Origin of the sequence: Glycomyces algeriensis, from assembly GCF_027622855.1 — a bacterium.
GTDB lineage: Bacteria > Actinomycetota > Actinomycetes > Mycobacteriales > Micromonosporaceae > Glycomyces > Glycomyces algeriensis.
Window position 1 is genome coordinate 1 of the sequence record NZ_JAPZVR010000013.1, and the last position, 22,822, is coordinate 22,822.

The 22,822-nt window shown below is 64.2% G+C and carries 11 protein-coding genes; 2 read left to right on the forward strand and 9 right to left on the reverse strand.

Annotated elements, in window-relative coordinates:
• Positions 1-71 precede the first annotated feature (71 nt).
• The 3 genes from O2L52_RS19560 to O2L52_RS19570 are packed head-to-tail and all read right to left on the reverse strand — an operon-like array spanning position 72 to position 4,089.
• Positions 72-1,517, reverse strand: coding sequence for a phospholipase D-like domain-containing protein (locus O2L52_RS19560; protein WP_270117618.1), 1,446 nt, complete (start codon positions 1,515-1,517; stop codon positions 72-74).
• Positions 1,518-1,543: 26 nt separating this feature from the next.
• Complete coding sequence (locus tag O2L52_RS19565) at positions 1,544-2,989, reverse strand: TIGR02710 family CRISPR-associated CARF protein (protein ID WP_270117619.1); 1,446 nt, start codon at positions 2,987-2,989, stop codon at positions 1,544-1,546.
• Positions 2,986-4,089: a hypothetical protein gene (locus tag O2L52_RS19570; protein ID WP_270117621.1), complete on the reverse strand. Its 1,104-nt coding sequence runs from the start codon at positions 4,087-4,089 to the stop codon at positions 2,986-2,988. Before O2L52_RS19570 ends, O2L52_RS19565 begins: the two co-directional genes overlap by 4 nt.
• Positions 4,090-4,297: 208 nt before the next feature.
• Between O2L52_RS19570 and O2L52_RS19575 the strand changes: the two genes are divergently transcribed.
• Positions 4,298-4,927: a hypothetical protein gene (locus O2L52_RS19575; protein ID WP_270117622.1), complete on the forward strand. Its 630-nt coding sequence runs from the start codon at positions 4,298-4,300 to the stop codon at positions 4,925-4,927.
• Positions 4,924-8,052 carry an ATP-binding protein gene (locus tag O2L52_RS19580; RefSeq protein ID WP_270117623.1) on the forward strand — a complete coding sequence of 1,043 codons (3,129 nt, stop codon included), beginning with the start codon at positions 4,924-4,926 and terminating at the stop codon, positions 8,050-8,052. The genes O2L52_RS19575 and O2L52_RS19580 overlap by 4 nt, the downstream gene beginning before the upstream one ends.
• A 106-nt stretch (positions 8,053-8,158) precedes the next feature.
• Here the strand turns inward: O2L52_RS19580 and O2L52_RS19585 are convergent, their stop codons facing one another.
• From O2L52_RS19585 to O2L52_RS19610, 6 genes are all read right to left on the reverse strand, one after another.
• Positions 8,159-8,455, reverse strand: coding sequence for a hypothetical protein (locus O2L52_RS19585; protein WP_270117624.1), 297 nt, complete (start codon positions 8,453-8,455; stop codon positions 8,159-8,161).
• Positions 8,452-8,763: a hypothetical protein gene (locus O2L52_RS19590; RefSeq protein ID WP_270117625.1), complete on the reverse strand. Its 312-nt coding sequence runs from the start codon at positions 8,761-8,763 to the stop codon at positions 8,452-8,454. The genes O2L52_RS19585 and O2L52_RS19590 overlap by 4 nt, the downstream gene beginning before the upstream one ends.
• On the reverse strand, positions 8,760-9,011 hold the full coding sequence (locus O2L52_RS19595) for a hypothetical protein (RefSeq protein ID WP_270117626.1): 252 nt from the start codon (positions 9,009-9,011) through the stop codon (positions 8,760-8,762). The genes O2L52_RS19590 and O2L52_RS19595 overlap by 4 nt, the downstream gene beginning before the upstream one ends.
• A 235-nt stretch (positions 9,012-9,246) precedes the next feature.
• The gene (locus O2L52_RS19600; RefSeq protein ID WP_270117627.1) at positions 9,247-11,385 is read right to left on the reverse strand and encodes a UvrD-helicase domain-containing protein; all 2,139 of its coding nucleotides are present in this window, start codon (positions 11,383-11,385) and stop codon (positions 9,247-9,249) included.
• Positions 11,372-17,632: a DEAD/DEAH box helicase gene (locus tag O2L52_RS19605; protein WP_270117628.1), complete on the reverse strand. Its 6,261-nt coding sequence runs from the start codon at positions 17,630-17,632 to the stop codon at positions 11,372-11,374. The genes O2L52_RS19600 and O2L52_RS19605 overlap by 14 nt, the downstream gene beginning before the upstream one ends.
• An 8-nt stretch (positions 17,633-17,640) precedes the next feature.
• Complete coding sequence (locus O2L52_RS19610) at positions 17,641-22,806, reverse strand: hypothetical protein (RefSeq protein ID WP_270117629.1); 5,166 nt, start codon at positions 22,804-22,806, stop codon at positions 17,641-17,643.
• Positions 22,807-22,822: the final 16 nt, after the last annotated feature.

The window sequence follows — 22,822 nt, forward strand, 5'->3', positions numbered from 1 at the left end:
TTCGCGTCAGATCGTGCCGGGCGGGTCGATGTCGCCGCGCCAGCCGCCGGTCTCGGCGCCGCGCGACCCGGTCACCTGAGCAGCAGCGAGCTCAACTGAAAGACGGCGGTGCATATGCCGACCTCTGATTCCTTTGCCCGACCGTCCAGAATTCCACTCATTGCGGAGTTCTGCTGCGGTGCACCGGCTTCCAGCCGGTAGCACCCGCTCACACGGCTGCGTTCAAGTCTCCACGACTGATTTTCAGCGTAGAGCGACAAGTGCCCCTGACACTGCTTGAAGATCACCGGGCCGCACGCCAAGTCGCGGAGGCGCTTCCAGTCTTCGAGCGTGGCGGTCACGTCCAGCCGTTCGCCTGCGGGGAACGGCAGGGAACCCCACCCCAAGGCCAGCGTGCGGGCATCGGGATGCCGGACAAATCCACGGTCGTGCTCGGCCATCGAATGTTCGAAGAACCGGAGCAGGTCGGCCAAGGCCGCGGTCCCGTCCAATCTCACGCCGAGTTCGACGTCTCGATCGAGACCAAAGCGGGCATCGAAGTTCGCCGAGAACATTGCCCCGCGGGCCCGGTCGGCCACGATGCCCTTCGCGTGGTTGAGCGAGCAGGGATAGAGATCCACGCCGAGGTCCTGGAGCGCCGCGGCTTCGTCCCCGGCTTCAGGTCCGCCCCGAGCCCTCATAAGGAGCTTCACCGTTACTCCGCGCGCGACCGCAGTGCGGAGAGGGTCATGCAGGAGTTCGGGCCGGCGCGACATCCCGTTCACGTTGAACGTCGCCAGCACCAGCTCTTGTTCGGCGCTGTCGATGAGATCGATGATGGCGTCGAGGATCAGATGCTCGTCGTGAAAGGTCCAGATTAAGCCGGGTACGGCAGGGCTGCAAAGTGTTCGGAGGGCGCGAATCTCCGGATTGCGCGGCACGATCTCACCCGCACCGGCGGAGCTCACCTCCCAAAGCGCTCCGCGCCAGATCCACTCGAAGAATCGCACCGCATCCGCTACCGCCATAGGATCGCGGATGACCACCCCGTTTTCGCCGGTTGTGTCGAATGCCCTCGTCATGAAATTCGCGCTGTGGACGAGTCCGACTCGTTGGTCGATGACGGCGAACTTGGCGTGGCAGCCTGGATAGCTTCGTATGGTGACCCCTTGTGCTGCAAGTGCTTCGAACCTCCGCCGTTCAAGAGCCTCATCGAGATCGTCGCTCAGGCGAGGTCCATCAAGGTTCACGATGACGTGGACGCGGCCTTGCAGCCGCGCAGCCGCTTTCTCCAGGGCACGGCAGAGCATCTCGTCGCCGATGAGGTAGCTGGCCACAAGGACCTGCTCAGCAGCACTGTCGATCAACTCGATGAGGTCGTCTCGAGTGGTCGAGCCACCCCCGGCGTAGGTGTGGCTGTATCGGAAGTCGGTCGGCTCGCCGAGCCGATGGAAGGGCGTGCGTTCCGGACGGCCCGCCCGCACGATGAAGTAGCCGCCAGGCACAGGGAGGGCCCCGGTATCGATCGTCTCGTTCAAGGCATGGACCCCAATCGCCATCCAGCTCAGAGGTGCTCGACGAATCGGAGGGCTTGCACGTAAGGACCGAGTCGGGGGAGTTCGGACTGAAGTGGCCAGTATTTGAGCAGTCGGTCCCATACGTAGCTCTCGAACTGTTGGCTCGCTTCGGAGTTCACGCTCTGAGACCCATGGGCGAGCACACTCCGGTTGCGAGTCTCGGCTTGCCGCATGAGCGCGAAGAGCGACCGCTCGTCGTCCAGGCCAAGAGCCGAAGCGACTGGATCCTCAAGAGCATGCAGAAGGAGAGCGGCGTCCATCAAGCCGATCCGGAATGGCAGGCTCACGGACTCAGTGCGGTAGATTCGCGCACCGACTCGCCGGAAGCGCTCTGCCAGATCGTTCGGGTCGTCGCTGAGCAGCCCCCAATCCGGGGCCTCGCAACGAAACCCCTCGGCACGCTGTTCGAGGCTCCGGCAGAGAAGGTGTTCAAGGGTTCGGTAATGCAGCAGGACCGCCAGTTCGTGCTGTTCACGCTTGCGGTAGTGGCCTGCGATCAGGAAGTAGTTCAATGTCGCATGGATGCCGTTCGGTTCGGCGGCAAGTGCGTCGAGGAACTCGAGCTGCGCTTCGATCCTGTCGCGGACCGGCTGCGACGGTTGATAGCGGAGGTCGTCCAGTCGCCGGCGGAGCGCTTCTGCCCGCATCGGCAGGTTCTGACTGTCGAAGTTGCACCAAGCGCCGTAGCAGTGGGCGAGATCCCGCCCGAATCTGGCATGCGAGGAACGATCGGTCTTCTCGGCGAGTTCTGCGAATCGACGACGGCTGGCGGGGAAGTCACCGTGCGCGAGCAGTGTGCAGGCCTTGTCCATCTCCCGTTCCATGAATATCTCAGTGGGGTTGGGCAGAAGAACGAGCCGTTCGGTGCCCGGCACCGGTTGTCGTAGCGAAGGGTCGTACCGGCCGTCGATGTAGCACAGCTGAAGATCGAGCTGCGCCGCGGCGAGGGCTGCTGCAGCGCTCATGATCTTCTTTCCACCGGTGATGTCGATGACGACATTGGCCCTGCGACCGGTGCGCTTCCAGATCTGCTCGGCATTCTCCTTGACATGCGCGTATGTCGACAGCGGGTCGTTGGGGTCGACCCTCCGCGTCTCGATCCGCGACGGTGGAACGCTCGCGTACTCGACGATCGTGTCGATGCTCTGGTCAGCGGCCTCGGACTGAAGGACCAGAAGCCGTCCAGGCCGCAGCATCTCGAACGAGACGACGGTCGTCTCGGGCGAGTGGCCCGAAAGACTCACCAGGAGGTCGACCGCCTCTTTGGTCGGCTGAGCCCAGTTCTCCCTGATGCCCTGGACAACCGCCGGCAGGACCTGTTCGATCCGGAACCTTCGGGCGCGGTCGATCGCGGTCTTGTCGACCCCGTACATCTCCTCGTTGCCGAGGATTCGCTTGAGCTGGAGGTATTTCGCTCTAATGGCTTTGGTCACCGGTTCTGCCCCGGATCGTTGGACGCATTATCACGGCGGGGATTCTTCCCAGATGAATTGTCGAAGACTTCGAGGGTTCTGAGGAGCGCTTCGAGCTCTGCTACGTCATCTTGGTTCGGGCGCCCGGGCCGGTGGTGGAAGACGGCATTGCGGATGATCCGGACACGGTTGACCGCCTTGCTCAGCCGGGATCCGGGCACGCCCCAGCCCATCTTCCGAAATGACTCGTCCTCACGGATCAACGTGACGTAATCGCCGAAGGTGAGGTCATCGGGTCGCTTCCGTTCTCTGAACACCTTGCCCCTTCGGCGGTATGCCACATCGATGCGCTCGGGGATGCTGTTGCGCAGCCGCACTTCGATCTCCTCGATCAACGACAGCGGGAGCATGCGCCGCTCGTGCTCGAGTGTGATGTCGGCGCAGTTCACCGCCCCGGTGACCGAACCGGACTCGTCGACCACGCATACGTACCCACGCCTGATGATCTCGCCGGTCCAACGGAAGAGCTTCTCGGAGGCGTTCACCTCCAGGTGCCTTCCCTTGGCGACCAGTTCCGCGGGAGTCTCGGGCGAATTGTGCATCGCCCGGCTCACCTCGATCATGTTCGCGCACCCGATCAGGAGGCCGTCCTTGTCGATGACGCCGATGTGGTCGCGTCCACTGCGCAGCATCTCATCGAACATCGCGGTCACCGGTTCATCCCAGTTCACGCAGTACAAACCGTCCCTCGCCGCGGGGATGTCACCGATGCTGTAGCCGATCGCGGAGGTGTCCCCCGCGGTTTCCTGTCCGACGGGTCGAATCTCCACGACCGCCGACAATTCGAGTCCGTGCAGGTCGGGCTCTACCGTCAGGCCGTGCTTCTCGAGTTCCTCCAGGATGCGCAAGATGACCGTACTGGAGACGATTCGCGCCTGCCAGAAGGCGATCAAGTGCTCGATCTTGATGCGCAGCGGGCGATCCGGACCCCGATTCGCCGCTTGGTCGAGGAGCCACTGCGGACCTTTACTCGAGTCAAGATCAGTTTCAGCCGATTCTTTGACAGGACTCCGAGCAACATCTTCCAAAGTGGACAGACGTTTCACCTGTCGACGGATCATGAAGGGCTCCATGCGCGATTCGATGGATGAGAAGGGTCGACCAGTCACTGTATTGCAGCACCGGTGAGTTCGCAACCCCCCTCTGCGCCAACAAAAATGATCTTGCGCCTGAGGAAAATCGACCCTATCGCAAACGCTGCGGGCTGAGTATGATGAGTTGCCGTCGGACCATCATGTACCCCTACATCTCCGAGCATAGGACCTCTCCATGCCATCTGAGCTCCCCCAAGATCAACTTGACAAACTCATCGCCTTGGCGAGTTTCGGGGGTTCTGCCTCGAACTCAGAACTCTGGCAGCGCTATCGCTTCAGGCTTGTGAGCAAGCCACGAACCGCCCTTGAACTGGGCGGCTATATCTCAAGCAGCCGCAAGAGCGGCAATGCCCCATTTGATCTGCTGCTGACCGAAAAAGGTCGGGAACTGTGCCGAGAGGCACTGCGGACCGGGCCCGACTCCTCAGCGAGCCTTGGCCACCGCATCAATCAAGGCATGTTCGAGCGCCTTGCAGAGCTCTTGGCCGCCAATGGCCTGGACGTTTTCGACCTCGTCAAGTCTCAGGCCGAGCCAGAGGCGGCGTCCAAGGAAGGCCTGAGCGCGGCGTACTTCGCGCTCGCCCCGAGACCCGGGGCCTGGGTCTCGCTTGCCGACCTTCGCCCTGAACTCGAAGGCGTCGAGCGGGAATCGTTGGACCGCCTGATCCACGATCTCCACGTCGCCGGAGACGTCACGCTCATTCCCGAGGAGAACCGCCGCAGCATCACACCGGAGGACCGGGAAGCCGCCATCCGCATCGGAGGCGAGGACCGACACCTCATATCGATTGGACGGCCTCTGTGACCGCAGACCCCATCGCCGTTCTCAAGGAGCTGCGGCACACCCTCTCCTCAACGCTCGCGCCCACAACGGACCAGCTCTGGGACGGCGTCCCCGGCCACACCGACGCCGTCAACCGGCACGTCGGCGACGCGCTTCGCTCGTCGATCGACACGGTGGTGGTTCGGGGAGGCCACAGTGCCGAGATCCTGCCGATCGTCGGCCCGAAGGGATCCGGCAAGACCCACGCCCTCAGCTGGGCAGGACGATACGTTCAGGAATCCGGGGGGATCTTCGTACCGTTCGAGCCCTCGCGCGAACGCGGTTTCTGGCCGACCATGTGCCTTCGCATCGTCGATGCGCTGCGGCGGCCCCACGTCAGCGCGCCGAGCCAGCGAATGTTCCTGCTCGATCGCTTTACCGCCGCCGTCGGACTTCCCTCTGCAGACCGGGAACGCCTGATGCATGGTGCGGCGATCGTTCCGATGGACACCAACGGGTTCAAACAGGCTCTGCACCACAAATTCAGCCATCTCGGCTCCGATGCGCGCCGCACCGCGATCGCCCTGGCGCTCTCGAACGCGCAGGACGCCGACACCGCGGACATCGGTATCGACTACCTCAACGCAAACGGTGATTCCAACCCTGAACTGCGCAGGGAGTGGAGTCTCGGTGAGTCCGAGCCCGATCCGCAGCGCGTCGCGATCGGCATCTCGCAGCTCATCGCCACCGTCTCGGGAATGCTGGTGAGCGTCGACCAGGTCGACGAGCTGGTCCGCCAGACGGTCCATCGCACTTCCGGACAGGAATCCTCCGGGATCGCGCCGGAAGGTGACCTCATCACCGATCTCGGCGAAGGGCTCATGGACCTTCGCCAGAACCTCCGTCGGGCGGCGCTCGTGCTTGCATGCCAGCCACTGGCTTGGGAGCGTTTCAGTACGTGGGCCTCGGGCACTGCGCAGGACCGGTTCCACCCGATGGTCGCGTTCAGAGATCTGCCGTCTGCGGAGGCCGCGCGAGACCTGGCGGCGGAGCGGCTTCGGATCGCCTTCGACCATGTCGGCTTCGCGCCGCCTTACCCGACTTGGCCGATCAAGCCGGAGGCCTTCGAAGAGGTCCCCGGCCACTTCCGTCCCCGGTACCTGCTCCAGCAGATTCGCGATCACATCGAGGAGTGCATCAATCAAGGGGTGGTCCTCGAACTGGAGACGTTCGCGCCCACGGGTAAACCGGTCACCCCGCCGGCACCGATCGAACCTCAGGCGCTCGCGTCACTGGACGCCCGCTTCAGCGAGCTCCTCGATACCGCGGACGTCGACCTCGTGTTCAGCAAGACCGGCGAGGACTCCGCCGTGCCCGACCTGCTCTTCGAAGGCTTCACGTGCGCTCTCACCGAACTCGGGGCCGAGCACGACTGGCAGGTGACCAAGAATGAGCATTACAAGCCGGCCCCGGGCGAATACCTCGGCTGGCACGTCCGGCTCGTCCGCGAAGTCGACGAGGACAGCGAGGCCGTCGAGAAGTTCACCGTCCGAACGGTGACAGCAAGCCACTGGAAGGCGATTCAGAGCCGGGCCCGCAAGCTCACCGGCGACGCGGAACTCACCTTCCAGAACGGGAAGCGACATGCGGTCCTGCTCCGACCGCAGAAATGGAACCCGACACGGACGATCGTCGCGACCGAGGGCGCGTTCCAGCACAGCGGGGGAAGAATCCTCACCGCTGATCTGCTCAAGGAACTGCGCGTCTTCACCGCGTTGCGAGACATGCGAAAGGAAGGCGACCGTCATTTCGAGGCCTGGCTCCGGGCGCGAAAGCCCGCCTCGGGCACATCGGTGGTCCGCGCCGTGCTCATCGCGGGGCAAGGAGCGTCCGATGAGTCCGGCGACGAGGGCCCTGATCCCCCGGATCCCGGTGCGCCGATCAACCTTGGGCGTGGCGAGAAGCCTTCGGCCACAATCGAACTCGATGTTGCCGCACTCGCAAAGCACACCGCGGTATTCGCCGGCTCCGGTTCGGGAAAGACCGCGATGCTGCGGCGGCTCATCGAGCAGTGCGCGCTTCGCGGCATCTCGGTGATCGTGCTCGATCCGAACAACGACCTCGCCCGCCTGAGCGATCCGTGGCCGGAACCGCCCGCGAGCTGGGACGGCGGTGACGCAATCGCGGCGGAGCAATACCTCGAAGGCACAGAGGTCGTGGTCTGGACCCCTGGCAGGCAGACCGGCCGCCCGCTGTCGTTCCGTCCTCTTCCGGACTTCACTGCGGTGGCCGACGATCCCGACGAGTACCGCCTCGCGATCGACTCAGCGGTGTCCCTTCTCGCGCCGCGAGCGAAAGTGGACGGCAAGACCCCCAAGGACGAGCAGCGCCGGGCCATCTTGCGCTCGTCACTCCAGATGTTCGCCGAACGAACGCCCTCGGGGACCCTCCAGGACTACCTGCGCCTGCTCAACGACCTTCCTGCTGAAACCAGCTCAATTGCCAAGGCGGACGCACTCGCGCACGAGATGGCGCAGACCTTGGAAGCCGTTCGCATCAACGATCCGCTCTTCGGTGGCGAAGGAGAACCGCTCGACCCCGCGGTCCTGCTCACTCCCGCTCCGGGGAAGAGGGCCCGAGTCTCCGTGGTCAACTTCGTCGGGCTGCCCGACGAGGAGGACCGTCAGGGGTTCGTGAACCAGCTCCAGATGGCGCTGTTCTCGTGGGTGAAACGCCGGCCTTCGGGTGACCGCCCGCTCGGCGGTCTGTACGTGATGGACGAGGCGCAGACGTTCGCGCCTTCAGGACGATCGACACCGTGCACCTATTCGACGATCGCCTTGGCCGCACAGGCAAGGAAATATGGCCTGGGGCTGGTCTTCGCCACGCAGTCGCCACGAGGGATCCACTCGCATCTGGTCGGTAACTGCGCCACCCAGTACTACGGCTTCCTCAACACCATCGCCCACATCGAGGCGGTGCAGGATCTAGCCCGTGCGAAGGGCGGCAGCGTCCCCGACGTCTCCCGGCTGAAAGCCGGCGAGTTCTACATCGCCAGCGAAGGAGTCGCCTTCCGCAAAACCGTGGTCCCGATGTGTCTGAGCCACCACCCGGGCAGCGCTTTGAGCGAGCAGGAGGTGCTCGACCGGGCAGCCCAGCGCCCCTGAATCTAGCGCAAGGCCCCATCGCTGCGAGGCCCCTTGTACTGGGTTGGTCCCGGCCGAGGAACGGTAGCGGACATCGCGGCGGCACTCCCGCATCCCTCTGAGTCGGTCAGCCGTTGCGGTCGCGGAAGATCTGGTCCTTTCTGCGCCAGAGATCAATTGCGCGGTCGAGGACGGCGCGGGTGCGGGCCGGGTCGTCCTGGTTCAGCCAGGCGAGGTTGTCGGGGGCGGCGGCCAGGCGCGGGAGGCAGTCGAGATGGGTGACGTGGCCAAGGAGCGGTGGGGTGTGTTCTGTGAAGGTCAGTCGGAGGGTCGGTTCGTGCCATGCCCAGGCGAAGGCAAGGGTGCGGCCGTCGATCTCGCGGTAGCCGAGGACGGGCAGGCCGTCGGCGAAGCGGAGGGTCATCCTTCGACCTCCGCTTCGTGGCGGGCGGCGTGGTGCCAGATGGCGGTGGTCTTGTCTTTGGCGTTGCGGCGCAGCGCGGTGGACCATTCGGCGCGGTAGAGGTGGAGGCGGGCGAACGGTGAGCCGATGCGGTTGATGTAGCCGAGGTCGACGGCGGGTTCGGGTGCGATGCGGCGCAGCCGGACGGAGGTGGTGGAGCCTCCGGAGAGTTGGTAGACCTCGATGCGTCGGTGCTCGAGGTTGAAGCGGCCCAAGACGATGCGCTCGGGATCGCGGCGGCCGGGGAGGTCGGGTTCGGTGCTCGTCATGCGGCACCGCCCCAGGTGAAGCCGATGAGCGTGGTGAGCACGTCCCGGAGCGAGTCGGAGCTGATCCGGGAGGCGAGGAGCTTCACGGCGGAGCGACGCTGCGGGCAGCCGTGGGCGCCCCACTTGTGGTTGCACCATTCGCAGCGCAGGCGGCCGAAACCGAACCAGGTGCGGTACGGCTTGTGGAGTTCGAGGTCGATTTTGACCGAGGCCGGGACCGGGTCATGGCGTACGCTGAACGAGACCACGAGAGGTCTCCTCTCTGGTAAGGGGCGGGCCGCCGGATTTCTGCCAAGGCCTCAGGCGGCCCGCCGCGTTTGATATTCGGTTGTTCTAAAGGACGCGTGATACACGCGTGCTGAAACTGTTCCATGTCTTTTCGCCGTTTTCAAGGCACGACACGCCGACCAGACGAAAGCGTCTAGTTCGGGCGGTCGTTCTACGCCTGGCGGAACTCCTTCTCCGCCAACAGAGTAGGCGGAATCACGCTCGCAGGTTACTGATCAGGGGACTCGTGTCGCCGCCGTAGATCAGCACGAGCTGATCGCGTGCCCTTGTGGCGGTGACGAAGAGCAGCGACCGCGCCTGCTGTTCCTTGCGGCGCAAGGTCGCCTTGTCATCCCCATCGACCGGACGCTGGTGATAGAGCGGGAAGTTCTCAGCGCCCAGGCCGAAGCAGATGACGTACTGGAACTCGAGCCCCTTCATCTGGAGCATGGTCGACACGCAGACCCGGCTCTCGCCGTCGCGCGGCTTGGCGTCCAGACCACTGACTTGCACGCCCTCCCGTTCCAGCGCGGACTTCGCGGTCCGCACAAGCTCGTTCGTCGGTGCGGCGACGCCGATGTCGGCCTTTGGATTCTCCGCACGCCATCGCTTGACCTGTTCGACGACCGCGTCGAGCTCGTCGCTCGAGCGGTCGGCCTTCTGAATCTCGACGTGGCCGCCGCTGAGCACGGCGCGGTAGCCGTCGAGCGTGTCCGTCCCCTCGTCGAAGTCCTCGAAGTCGTCGTCGCCGAGGAACGACAGGGTCCGGCGAAGGATCTCGCGGCTGGTGCGGTAGTTGAGCTTGAGACGAGAGGAGCGGCCGCGAATGTTGACGCCGAGGCTGGAGAGGACGATCGGCTTCTGGTAGAGCCGCTGGTGGGCGTCCGCGGCGAGGAACAGGTCGTTCGGGCCTTCGGCGACCAGGTTCCGGACCATCCGCCAGTGCTGCGGGCTGAGGTCCTGCGCCTCGTCCACCAGGATGTGCGCGTACGGGTACTTCCCTTGGGCGGCATTCGCTTCCGCATGCGCGGCGGCGATGGCGGCGATCTTCTCGAAGGTGGTCTTGTCCTCGCGCTCAAGGAGGGCCTCGAATCGCCGGGTGAGCTCCCAGACGACGTTCCGCTCGGCCCGGCTGAGCCTGCGGCCGCGGCCCCGCCGGGGCGCCTGCAGGTACTCGGCGCGCTCGCTCAAGCCGAGCGCGAGCACCACGTCCTTGTACTCCTCCTCGAGGAACGACGCGCTGAAGCCGTCGGCGATCTGGCCGGCCTGGATGATGGCCTCCTCCCAGAGGCGCCGAACCTCCGCGTCGCTCGCGCGATCCCGGTTCCCCTGCTGCTCGCCGAGCGCCTCGACAAAGTAGTCGCGAGCCAGCTTGTCCACATGGGCCACATCGATGAGAGCGGCGGTCTGCTTGCCGCCGAGGGTCAGGATCTTGTTCTTGATGTCCCCGGCCAGCGCCTTGTTGAAGGTAGCGACGAGGATGCGTCCGTCGAAGCCCTCTCGCCGGGACAGTTCGCGGGCGCGGTGAATGATGACCACGGTCTTACCGGTGCCTGGGCCGCCGGAGATGCGGGCGGGGCCGCTGTAGTCCTTGGTCGCGGCGGCGCGCTGGCCCGGGTGGAGGAACAGGCGCCACTTCGACCAGTCCTCTGAGAGGATCGCGTCGATGACGGCGTCGGAGGAGGTCATGCGGTCGGCGCTGCGTTCGAGCGCCTCGTCGAAGTTCTTGGCCGGTTGGCTTGCGGAGGAGGGCTCGGTGACTTCGGCGTAGACCTCTTCGAAGGTAGAGCCGAGCAGGAGCGATTCGAGCACCTTGTGCGAGAGGCCGGTGGTGTCATTGAGGAACGCTTCGGCTTCTTCTTCGGTTCGCAAGGCGCGCACCGAGGGGATGAAGCGCTCGTTGACACCCAGTTCGATCAGTTGGGCATCGGTCCAGGCCTGGAATGGCCCGGACTCGTCCACCGGCTTCCGGGCGGGCCGGTCGGCGGTCTCGACGGCGACGCCGGGAGGGACGACGGTGTACTCGACCCGGCCGTCGGTGTTGCTGTAGGTGAAAACCGTCCGCTTGATCTCGTCGTACACCTCATGACCGCCGACACGGACGAGCGTCCAGACGCTCCCCTGCGCGGGCAGGAAGATCGCGCGGATGCTCTGGTCGACGCGGGCGGAGTACAGCTCCTGCTTGCCGGCGTAGAGCTTCTCGAGGTTCAGGCCGGGGTTCTCGTAGTTCTGCTGGAACTTGCCCTGGAATGCGGTGAACTTCGCGCCGAAGCCCCTGTCGCCCTTGCACAGGCGACTGATGTCGTTGATCGCCGATTCCTCGATCTGGATGCGGGCGGTGTTATCGGCGCTCACTCGGTTCCTCCTCGGTAGGGGTGCCGTTCGTCAAGAGTTGCAGGAGTGCTTCACGGTCCCAATTGGACAGCGTGTCGGCCTGCCAGCCGGCTTTGCGGTACTCGGAGATGGACTCGCTGCTGTCGATGCGTCCCACCGGGTCGGCGAAGACGGAGATAAGCAGGTTGGGCCAGGCGAGTTCGGCCGCGAACCCGTCGATGTGCTCTTCGCCGATCTGCGGGGCCGGTGCGCCGCCGGCGAGCAGTTCTTCCGCGAGCCGGCGCATGTCGTCGCCCTCGATGTCGCCCAGCAGCGCCGCCCCGTGGAAGGATGCGTCGACCCTGACCGGCTCGCGTGGCGGGGCGAGTTGCGGCATTCCCTTGGCCCGCAGAGCGAAGGCGTCATCCGGAGCGAGAAACTGCAGGACGTTCGACCAGCGCAGCCAGTTCCGCCATGCCTCGCGGTAGGACTTGATCAACCGGTCGTCGACGTCGGGGTCGTCGTCGAATACGATCTCGGCGACAACTGGTGCAGTCTGGAGGTCGTGTCCGGCGAAGCCGACGGCAATGTTGAGGTACGGCGATTTGCGGACCGCGCCCATGCCCCCGGCGCCCGGCGCGGGATCGCCGCCGCGGGCCAGCGCCGCCACCGCGTCCTCGACCGCGCCCGAGTCGAACTGCACGATCGGGGCACGGTTCTCCCCCATCTGTGTCTCGACCAGCAGCGCCGCGCACGCGGCTCGGGCGATGACCCGCTGCTCCTCGGCGTCGGGGTGGGCGAGGTAGTCGAACAGGAACGACAACGGATTCTGGGTGATCTCTTCCTTCAGCTTCTCGACCGGGATGCCGAACTCCTGCGCCGCGGCCTGCTGCGCCTGAAATCCGAGGAGCGCCTCATAAGCTCCGGACTTCCCTTGCAGCCGTTCGACATCCTGCCAGGTGGCGGCGAAGACGCGGCGTCCCGCGTCAATCAGCGCACCGCGCTTGGCGGCGTCGTCGCTGGTGCGCGGGATCTTGCCCTGATCGCGCCGGTCCCGATTGAAGCCGGGCTGGGCGTGGTAGTCGAACCCGTCGAGGTAGAGCAGGACGGTCTCGGGCGGGCCGTCGATCCGGGTGAACGTGTAGTCGGGGAGCGTGTCGACCGCGTCGTCCCGGTGCTGGGTGCGCATCCGCCAGCGCGTGACGGGTGCTCCCGTGGGCATGAAGGTCAGTTCGCGCTCGTACTTGGCGGCCTTCGCAATGCTGAAGGTCTCGTCATGCGTGGCCATCTCGTGCAGGGCCTCGTTGAACCGCTTCTCGAGACGCGAGTCGGCCTTCTCGTTGAGGGAGATGTCGCCGATCCCGGAGTTCGCCTCCATCGCCCAGCCGTCGAGGAGCCGTTCGAGCAGGTTCGCGGCGGCGGTACGGCTGATGTGCGGATAGTGGCGCTCCCGGGTGTAGAGCAGCAGGCACCGGTGGCAGGCGGTGCCGCAGTCGCAGGCCTCGCAGAACTGCAAGGCCTCCTGGAGGACCTTGCGCATCGCTTCCGGGTCAGAGAGCTGCTTGAGGTAGCCGGTGCCGGAGCGCAACTGGTCGAACAGGACGGTGAACACGCGGGCGGCGGGCGGCGCGTCCGTGCCTGGCTTCTTCGCATCGGCCATCGTGCAGGTGACGGTGTCGAGGTGGCTGGTGTCGCCGCGGAAGTACTTATTGATGCCGGCGGTGAGGGCGGCCTGAAACGAGAGGATCGCCTGGACGTCCTCGGTGTCGCGCATGGGCAGCAGGAACCGCAGCACCTCGGTGTCGAGCTCGTGCGCGAGCAGGACCTTCCGGTGCTGAGTGCCGTTGTCGCGGTTAGGGCACCAGTGCCTGTGGTGGCGCTTCTCGGGGTCGGCCTCGGGGTTCCAGCGGGGGTCGCCCTTGCCGGTCGGGTCCGTGTCGAGCCCGGTCCCGCCGCACTCGGGACAGACCCAGAACGGGTTGAGTGTGCGCTCCTCCCCCGCAAAGTGCACCTTGTCGCCGGGCGATTCGGTCCTGGGGACGGGCCCGAGGTTGACGCGGCGGACGACGGCTTCCGGGGTGTAGTCGAACCCGAAGTTTCCGCCCGTGGAGCGCCATGACTGCGCGGGCACGGTCACTTCCGCGGTGGTGATCGTGTTGTAGAGGCGCTGGTCGCGGGTGTCGTCACGGTCGTCGATGCGGATGTCGGCGGCGCGGTCATAGGCGTACACCGTGAGCGGGACGGCCACATCGTGGCAGTTGCCGATGTCGGAGACGTCGGTACCGCAGTGCCCGCAGCGCAGCCGCGTCTCGGCCTCCAAGCCCTTTGCAACGGACCCGCAAGACGGGCAGATGTTCCAGGTCTCGATCACCTCGGCGTCCTTGCCGCCCAGGTCGATTCCCTTGACCTCGTGGGCGTAGCCGCGGAAGTAAACGTGGTTGCCTGGCGCGAACTCGGTGATGGCGCTGCTCGCCGGGCGCGCGTAGTCGCGCAGCTCGGTGACGTACTCGCGCTGCGCGTCAGGACTGTCCTGCCGCACGAACGTCAAGGTCGCCTCGAGGTTCACGCTGGAGTCGATGAGGGCGTAGTTCGGGAGCAGCCCGCCTTCGGTGAGCGCAGTGTGCGCGGTCATGCCGTGCTCGATGTCCGAGAGGCGTTTGCCGACCGCCCGGATCTCGGCGTTCAGAATGCGCAGGTCCCGCTGCTTGTCGGGCCGCGTCTCGGGTGCGGCCTCCAGGATCTTGCGGGCATCGCGCAACTGGTCGCGACGGCCGCGCAGCCGCGCCAGGCCCGCTTCCCAGCGCTCGGCGGCGGTCTTGACATCGCGTTCGATGCCCGCGCTCGCCCACTGCCGCAGGTCTGCAGCGACCTCCGAACCGATCCGATCCCCGAACAGGTCGCAGAACTCAACGCCGAACACCGGTGCGCCTACGAGCGCCGCCTCAGTGAAGCCTTCAAGCCACCTGCCTTGACCGAACACCTCCCCTGCCAAGCGCGGCAACGGCTTCACACCGGAGAGCACTCCCCGCGCGGCCTTGTCCACCAGGAACGCGGTGTACTGGCGTCGCAGGATCGCGCTCGCTTCGAGCCGTGCCCCGGGCGGACGGATGTCCCCGTTGATCATCAGATCCGGGTCGGTGAAGTACGCGAGGTCGCGCGGCCGACGGTCGGCGAACGCGATCGTGAGCGCATTGCCGGTAGTGCGACCGGCACGGCCGGACCTCTGCACGTACGAGGCGGGCGCGGGCGGGATGCCGGCGAGGGCAACGGTCGAGAGGTCGCCGATGTCGATGCCGAGTTCGAGGGTGGAGGTCGCGGTGAGCACGTTCGGCGCGTCCCAGGAGGAGGCGTGCTTGAACTGCTCCTCGACCTTCTCGCGCTGCTCGCGGCTGAGGATGCCCGTGTGCTCGGCGGCCTGGAGACGCAGCACATCTCCGGCGGTGTAGCGGTCGAAGTAGTACTCGTCGTGCCAGGTGGCCTCGCGCATCGTGCCGCTGCACCGCCAACGCGGACACGGCGTCGCCATCCAGGCCTCGCGTTCGTCGGGATGCACGGTCCGCTGCCAGGAGCACACGTCGCATCCGACTTGGGATCTCGCTGCGTCCTCTTTGGAGAGCAGTGAGAGGTGGATCCTCCCGGCGGTCAACGCGTACACCGTGTTCGCCCCGGTGGAGATGCGGCTGACCACGCCTTGATCGGCGAGGAGCCGCATCAGCTCCCGCAGGTACTTGCGGGACTCAATTGGGTTGAGGTGCAGGACCCGCCGCGTCCAGTCGGTCAGCCAGGTTTCGCCGTTGGTCTCGAGCCGGTCGAACTGGGTCCGGTTCCGATTGCCGTCGAGCATGAACGTCGGGGCCGAGACTCCATCGGGGAACGCCGGCATGCCGGGCTCGCGCCCGCCCCAGACGTTCCAGCGCTTCGAGCCGTCGTTCCGGACCCACTCGCGCAGCCACTCGTGCCAGATCCCGCCGCGCATCTGCAGGCGGTCCAGCACGCCACGGGCGTGCCAGGCCAGATCCTCGGGCTCGATCGGAATGAGCGACTGGCGGGCACCACTGCGCCGCAAAGCATCCCGCAGGAGCGGACGAACCTCTTCAGGCAGATCGACCGTCGTGGCGACCACGCCGGTCCTCTCCAAGGTGCGGCCCGCGTAGGAGCGGAGACCGAATTCGAGCATCAGGGCGAGCGCTAGGCGCTGGCCGACGAACCGCCAAGTGCCTTCGGAGCCTTGATCATCGCCACTGAGCAGCTTCGCGACGCCGGGGTTCGGGTGAAGATCCGCCGGAATGACACCACCGAGGGCTTCTGGGTTCTCAGCCATGCCGATCAGCGCAGCAGCAGCGGCTTCGGCCAGATCGGGATTGTCGAGGTTCTGGAGGATCGCCGCGAAGTGCGTGCGCAGCGAGAAGTTCCCGGCGCGGGCCGAGAGGAACCCGGCCCGGTGTGCGGCGTCCTGCACGGAGTCGTTGAACAGCAGGGCTTTTGCCTGATCCCCGCTTTCGGGGTCCACGGCGTGCTGGAACACCTCGGTGAGGACGACTGAGGAGAGCGTGGCGAGGCCTGCACCGATGAAGCGGATCGCGTTCTCGTTCCCGCAGGCGGGACAGCGCTCGGAACGGGCGGACTCGTCGCTGTCGAGATCGACCAGGACTGCCGTGCCGGTGCCTCCGGGGAGGTAGTCGGCCAAGGTCTCGCCCTCGAGGAGCTTGAGCGGAGGGTTGTCCTCGATGCGGGCCCTCGGATCGAAGGAGTGCTCTTCGCGATTGTAAGCGGCGATGAGGGCGCGAGTCTGCTTCCGGTCTACGCGGGCCTGGACGTAGATCTCGGCGGGGTTGAGCTTCAGCTCGTCGTTGCGTGGTGGTTTGGTCTTGACCATCCATCCGGAGCGCCCGCAGTGGCGGCAGGAGATTGCGGGCAGCCAGCGGCCGGACTCAGGGAGGCTGGTCGACCAGGCGAACGCGATCGGCTCTTCTTCGGTTTGCGGCACATTGCGGAGGAGACGGGAGACGGACCTGATCCAGAAGTGCGTCTCGACGTGCAGCAGCGGACGATTCCCGATGCGCGCCCACGAGATCAGGGCTAGCAGACGCTCCAGCGCAATCACGGCATCGTCGTGGCCGGCGACTGAGTCCCAGGCCTGCTTCCAGGGGTACATCATCCAGCCGGTGAGGCTGTCGTAGAACTTGTCTGCGGTGATGAGCTTCCCGGACGCGAACCCGTCGAGCACCGCCATGAGGAGCGGGTGGCTCCGCAGCTTCTCCCCCGCTTCCTGCGGGGTGAGGTTCGCCGAGCCGAGGATCGCCTTGCAGACATCGGCGATCGCTTCGCGGTGCTCGTACGGATCCGGCAGCGCGGCAATCTCCTGGACGCTCGGTTCCAGCTGACGCTCATTGGTCGGCTTCACGAACTCCATGGCGCTCAAGCGGTCTTCACCGATGACCGAGCCAGGGGCGAAGTCGCGTCCGAAGATCGCGGACGCGACCTCACGGGCCTGCTCGTCATCGCCGAGCGTGGCCGAGGTTGCGACGGGGGTCGGGTCGGTGTTGCTTGCCGCCTTGAGACGGCGCAGGAGCATCGCGACGTCGGTGCCTTGGGCGCCATTGAAAGTGTGGAACTCGTCGATGACCAGGTAGGTGAGGTTGCCGTCGGCCCAGAGCGGCGCGTCCTCGGCTCGGGTGAGGAGCAGGTCGAGCATTTTGTAGTTGGTGAGGAGGAGGTCCGGCGGCGACTGACGCATGTCGGAGCGCTCAGTGAGGAGTCGACGGTACGACTTTGCGGACTGCTCACCGACGTAGAGACCGGCGGTGACGCCCGCGAGTTCTTTGTTGTCGGCAAGCATTTCATCAAGGCGCCCAGCCTGGTCCGTGGCTAGGGCGTTCATCGGATAGATGATGACGGCCTTGACACCAGGCTCGGAGGCGTGACGAGCGCAGTGGTCGAGGACGGGGACTAGGAACGATTCAGTCTTACCCGAGCCAGTGCCCGTTGCGACGACGGTCGGTTCGGGCACTCGCCCGCTACGAGACGACAAACGCTCCCAGGCCTTCGCCTGGTGGAGGTGCGGAGTGAAACCCGGTGGGTACCAATCGAGGTGACGCTGCCAGCCTTCGGCTGCGGGACGGAAGGGCGCACGGACGCGGAGGAAGGGGCCTTGGAACAGGCCGTCGGTCGGGTGAGAGAAGAACTCAGCGAGAGCATCGGCCGTCGCATCCTCGACCAGTCCGAAGGTCGAGGTCAGGTAGGTCAAGACAGTCTTCTTGAGGCTGGGAGCGACGATCGACGGCTTCACATACGCTCCTAGCTCTTCTCACCGGTCAACTTCGCGAGACGCTCACTGAACACCTTGTGCGCGTGGGCGTACTCACCGAGAGTATCGGCTTCAGCGTTGCCGTTGACACCCTGCGGGTATTCGTCATCCACAGGCATCCCCAGCCGGTTAGCCCGGTAGTAGGCCAAGCCAGAGGACTCCGGGAATCGGGGGAATCCGGACGGCCCCTCGTCACGATCCCCGGCGAGGTAAGAGGAGAGCTGCTGGAACGGCAACTTCGCATTCACCAACCCGTCGAGGCCTTCGGTGTGCGCCTGCTTGTACCCGGCTGCTTTGGTGTCGCCACACAGTTTATTGCCAGCAGAGTCAAACCAGGTTGCTTCCTCGCGACCACCAAGAACCACATATCTAGCGGCATAAATGGTCTTCAGTTGCTCGGCGGTTATCCCGAGAATTAGAGCCGAGAGCACGTCGATTTCGATTAGTGCAGCTCGGCGCTCAAAGTCGGTCCTGAGAGGTGTCTCATAGCCCCATTGCGGCCCGACACTATTTAGTGGAGCAACTCCAGGCCACGGAAACGCCCAATCTTCCATTGAAATCTCTTCCACATTGCAATATTCCTCCCAGACTGGGGCATAAGATTCCGTCAGACAGTTCAGCCGCAGCGTTCGTAGCTGAAGCGCTGAGGCAAGAGGATGCGACGGCGGGACGGAAGGAAAATTGCGAGCGCTTCCGGCTTTGAGATGGGAGGTTCCGGTGACTCGCACATAATAATCCAATAGGAGAGATGAGCAGAACCCAACTTGTGCAACCGTAGCCAGGTCATCAGGAAGACGCCCAGTATGGACCGCATCGACATGTGCCGGACCTGGTGGAATAAGCGAAACGTAAAGCGATCGTTCATTCGTGACCTGTATCATTTCACGCCAAGCCATACGCCAAAAATCTGTATACGGACGCTTGGACTCATCCATTAGGAAAGTGTCAACGAGGGCCTCAGGAATCTCAGTTCCAGAAGGATCGGCCTTACTTTGCAACCAATCCTCAGCCCGCTCCCGCTCCAGCGCATCGCTCTTTTTCGCTGTCCATGACGCATAATCAATCCATCGATCCTGCTTTCTGCGGTAGAGTTCTAGATCGACCGATCTACGGTAGTTCGTTATCGGCCTCTCATTCGGAGGGAGCTTAGTTATGTCGAATGGCTCCCAATCTTTATTGCTCTTCAACGGCGTACGTGGCGACTTGAAAAACGGCGTTGAGATCGCAAAGTGCGGACCCTGAAGAATTACCTCGCTCCATGAATCTACGGCCTTTGCAGCGGGCTTGTCACTAATTTCCGCTGACCGGTCGATGTCGATGAAGTACCCTGCCTTCTTGTCAGCAGATTCATGGTACCCGGAAGAAATATCCGCACCGAGATCACCGAATCGGTGTGAAACTTCGGCCAACTTCGCAATCGGCTCGAGCTCGGCCACAGAAACTGGATATAGAATCTTGGTTTCTTCGATCGGATCGTCCGTCACCCCTGGAAGTTTATTCCACTCCGCCAGTACGGACAGATCAACTTGAATAGCTCGACCCGCGTGCGGCCTTATATCCCAACCGCCATCGAACTTCAATCCAGGAAGTGGCCCATGGCCGTCGTGATTCATAGATCCAGTTATGACCGAAGCTTCATAAGCCCATGAGAGATGCGTAAATGAGATTTCCTGCGGAGACGAGTATATGTGAAGCCCATATTCCATGAGATTATGGACTTCGTCAAAGAGCTTTCGCTCATTGACCATGTGTCCGTGTACCCGCAACCTCCCATAGGCACCCGACCGCAACCTTCCTTCCTTTGCACCGGACAGATGCGTATCGGGATGTATTAGGCCAATAGTCCCCTTCAACTTTGCATTCGACCAAGTCCGTACCATGAAGCAGCGGTAGAAGTTCGGCTGCGTCCCTGCTAGCAAGTTGTAAGTCGTGACATGTCCGACAAACGCGCTCAGACCGGCATGGTTTGCAACCTCATTTAGGAAATATGATCGTACTTTTTCTTCGGCAAGCAATGCTTCTTTACGACTTCTCTTCTGCGCATCGTTCCACTTGCTCAGCACGTAGTGCGGGTCAGCTTCTGACATAATTCCATCGCTGTCCCAGATTGGCCGATACCACGGCGGATTGCCTACCTGAAGATCAAATCCGCCATTTCGGAAGACATGTGCATACTGTAGTTCCCAGTGGAAGAAGTGCTGCTCGCGTACAATCCTGTCAAGCTCGGTAATGAAGGCGAACTTCTGATCGTTCTGTTCTAGGAACAGATAGTGCTGCCAGCCTGTCCAGGCGTCCAGTTGGTCTTCATGGTCGGTGAGCGCGTTCAGGTCAGCGGGCAGCTCCTTACCGAAGAAATCTCCGGGCAGGGTGTTGCCAACGATGGCCTCGCAGTATTTAAACCACTCGTCCAGATCCCGTAGGTGGCTCGGTCCACCCGGGGCTGGGTTCACTTCTTCGGGGCCGATCAGCAACTCTGTCTCGCCTACAGGCCAGAACCACAGCGCACACCAAGTGTCCATGAGCTTCTTGAGACGCCAGTACGGTGAGCCATGGCGATGCAGGTCCACGAGGACTTGTTCCTTGTTGATGGCCAAGTTCCCAGAGTGCTCTGCGAGCTCCGGTGCCCCCCAAACATCGATATCGCGGGCAATCGCCTCTTCCGACAGCTCCAAGCGCCGCCTCACCAGGCCCCACAAGTACTCCACCTGTCGAGCCAGACGCTGTGCCCGTTCGAGCTGCTTCTTGTTGAGCTTCTTAGTGAAGCTGTTGCGCCACTTTCCGAGTGCCTTGGCGTCATCCCCGACCAGGGCCTTCGCTTCCTTGTGATCCGCGATCGCGGCCCAGCCCTTGCTCGGCAGCAGGAAGTGGTGGATGCGGTCCTCCGGCAACTCCCCTGCTGGGATCTCGCTGAGCTTGTCGTGGCGTGGGGTGATGTCGTACCAAAACGGCTTGCCCTTGGCCGGGGCAAGTTCCTTGAGGCTGTATGTCTCTCGGCGACCACCGATGAGGGAGTTTCCGTGTCGCAGATGCAAGCCGAACCAAGGGGCCTTGAGGCCCGGGTACATGACGTTCAGCCACAGCGAGACCTCAGCCAACTCAGTCGCGGTCGCGTTCAGGTCGACTCCGTACGAATTGTGGAGTGCGATGTAGGCCTTGACCTTGCGCAGTTCCTCTTCCCACTTGTCGGGGTCGACGCGTTTGCCGGTCTCGGACTGTCGCAGCTCCAGGTACTTCGCGGCGACCTGGTTGATGGCCTCGTTGAGGAACGCGCCAGACCCGAGCGCGGGTTCCAGGATCTTCCAGTTCAGCAGGTCCTTGGCCGCAACCTGGCCGCCATGTTCCTCAATGAGCTGGCGGACCGTCAGCTCAACCGTGGTCTGCGTCAGCGACAGCGGAGTGTAAAACGACGCTGAAGTCTCACGGTCGCGCCCCGCAAGGCGGTAGACGAAGGACCCATCCGGGTAGGTGACCGGGGATCGGTCGCCGGTGTACGGGTCTTCGACGCTGACGAACACGTCTGCCGGGTACTCGTCGACTTCGCTCTCGGGGATCAGCCAGGAGCCGTCCTTCGACTGGCCGTTGTTGTCCTTGAGGTCCTTCGCTTGGGCCACTTCGTAAAGCGTCTCGCCGCGAGCGATGCGGCCGGTGTAAGACATCAGTCCTTCGTAAACCGCGCCGAGCTGGTTGATGCCGAGCTTGGCGTAGGAGATGAACTGGGTCTGGCCGCGGCGTCCGCGCTTTCCACTGAGAGTGCCGTCGTCGATCATGAGCATCCGGAGCACTCGGTGGAGCGCCTTGTTACGAAGGCGGGTGTCGACCGGCCAGACGTAGTCGTCGTCGCTGGGCTTGAGGTCGTTGCCGATGAGCGTGATCGAGGCGGGGTCGAAAAGGCGCGACTGGAGCGGTTCGAAGACGATGCGGGCCTTGCCGTCGGAGCCTTCGAAGCGGTAGCCGTCGTTGACACGGCGGAAAAGCAGGGCGAGCGACTCATACAGGTAGGTGCCTTCGCGCGATTCCTCGCCGAGTTCGCGTTCGACGGTACGGCCGAGGCGGGCGATCGAGTAGCCGGACTGGTAGTCGGGGCTGTCGGTCGGCAGGATGCGCAGTTCGGGGCGGGCTTCGGCGAAGAGCAGGAAGAGGATCCGATAGAGGTACCGCAGGCTCTCGGTGGCGAGGCGGTCGGCGAATTCGCGGTCGGTGAAGAAGTCGGTCCAGTCGAATTCCTGCTCGCGAAGGCAGTCGAGGACCTCCTTCGCGATGATCTCGACCGAGCGGCGCAGGCCCTCTCGGAGGCTCTTCGAGACGCCCTGGGCCTGGGTCCGGGACTGCTTGACCAGGTTGTCGAGTCCGGTAGCGTCAGGTTCGGCGGCGTCGAGAGGTTCGAGCATTTCTCGAGCGACGAGCGCGGTGGCGAGGCCGGCTTCGGGCTTGTCGTTGCGTTCGAGGACGGTGCCGATGGAGACGGCGAGGTAGCGGCCTTCACGGAAGGAGTCGATGTCGGCCGTGACGACGACACCGCCGCAGAGCAGCAGCACGTACTTGGGCGCGTTTCCGTCAATGCCGAAGAGCCAGTCGGCGAGTTTCGCGGCGTCGCGGAAGCCGTCCTGGAGGACTTGGACTTGGCCGAGGTCGGCGGCGTCGCCGGCGAGTTCGCGGAAGTCGCATTCGACGGCGAAGACCGTCTTCGACTGGTAGGCAAGGGAAATCTCGCGGGTCTCGCCGCAGTTCGTCAGCTCGACGGTCTCAGGTTCGGGGGTGTAGCCGAGTCCGGCGAGGAGGTCGAGGTGCCAGGCGTGCAGGGCGGCTTTGCGGCGCTCGCCGACGGCGGGCGGGGTGTCCGCGGCGCGCTGGTCCGCCGCGTCGTTGCGTTCCGAACTGCTGCTTGCTGAACTGCCAGGTTCCGGGCTGTTGCCTTGCGCGCCATCGCCGTTCGCTTCGTCGGTGCGTGCCTCAGTGGCGTTGACGATCGCGACACGGGCCTTCTGGTACGGGGTGCGCAGGTCGAGGAGGCGCTTGCGCGGCGAGACGCCGTCCGTGCCGCGGTCGGTCTCGTTCCAGGCCTTCGCGTGGGTCTTGGTGACCTCGCCGGGTAGGAGTTCTTCGAGGTAGTAGTTGGTGAAGTACTCGCCGGCGTTGAGGATCGAGTCGTAGAGCATGCTGGTTCCTTCGCTG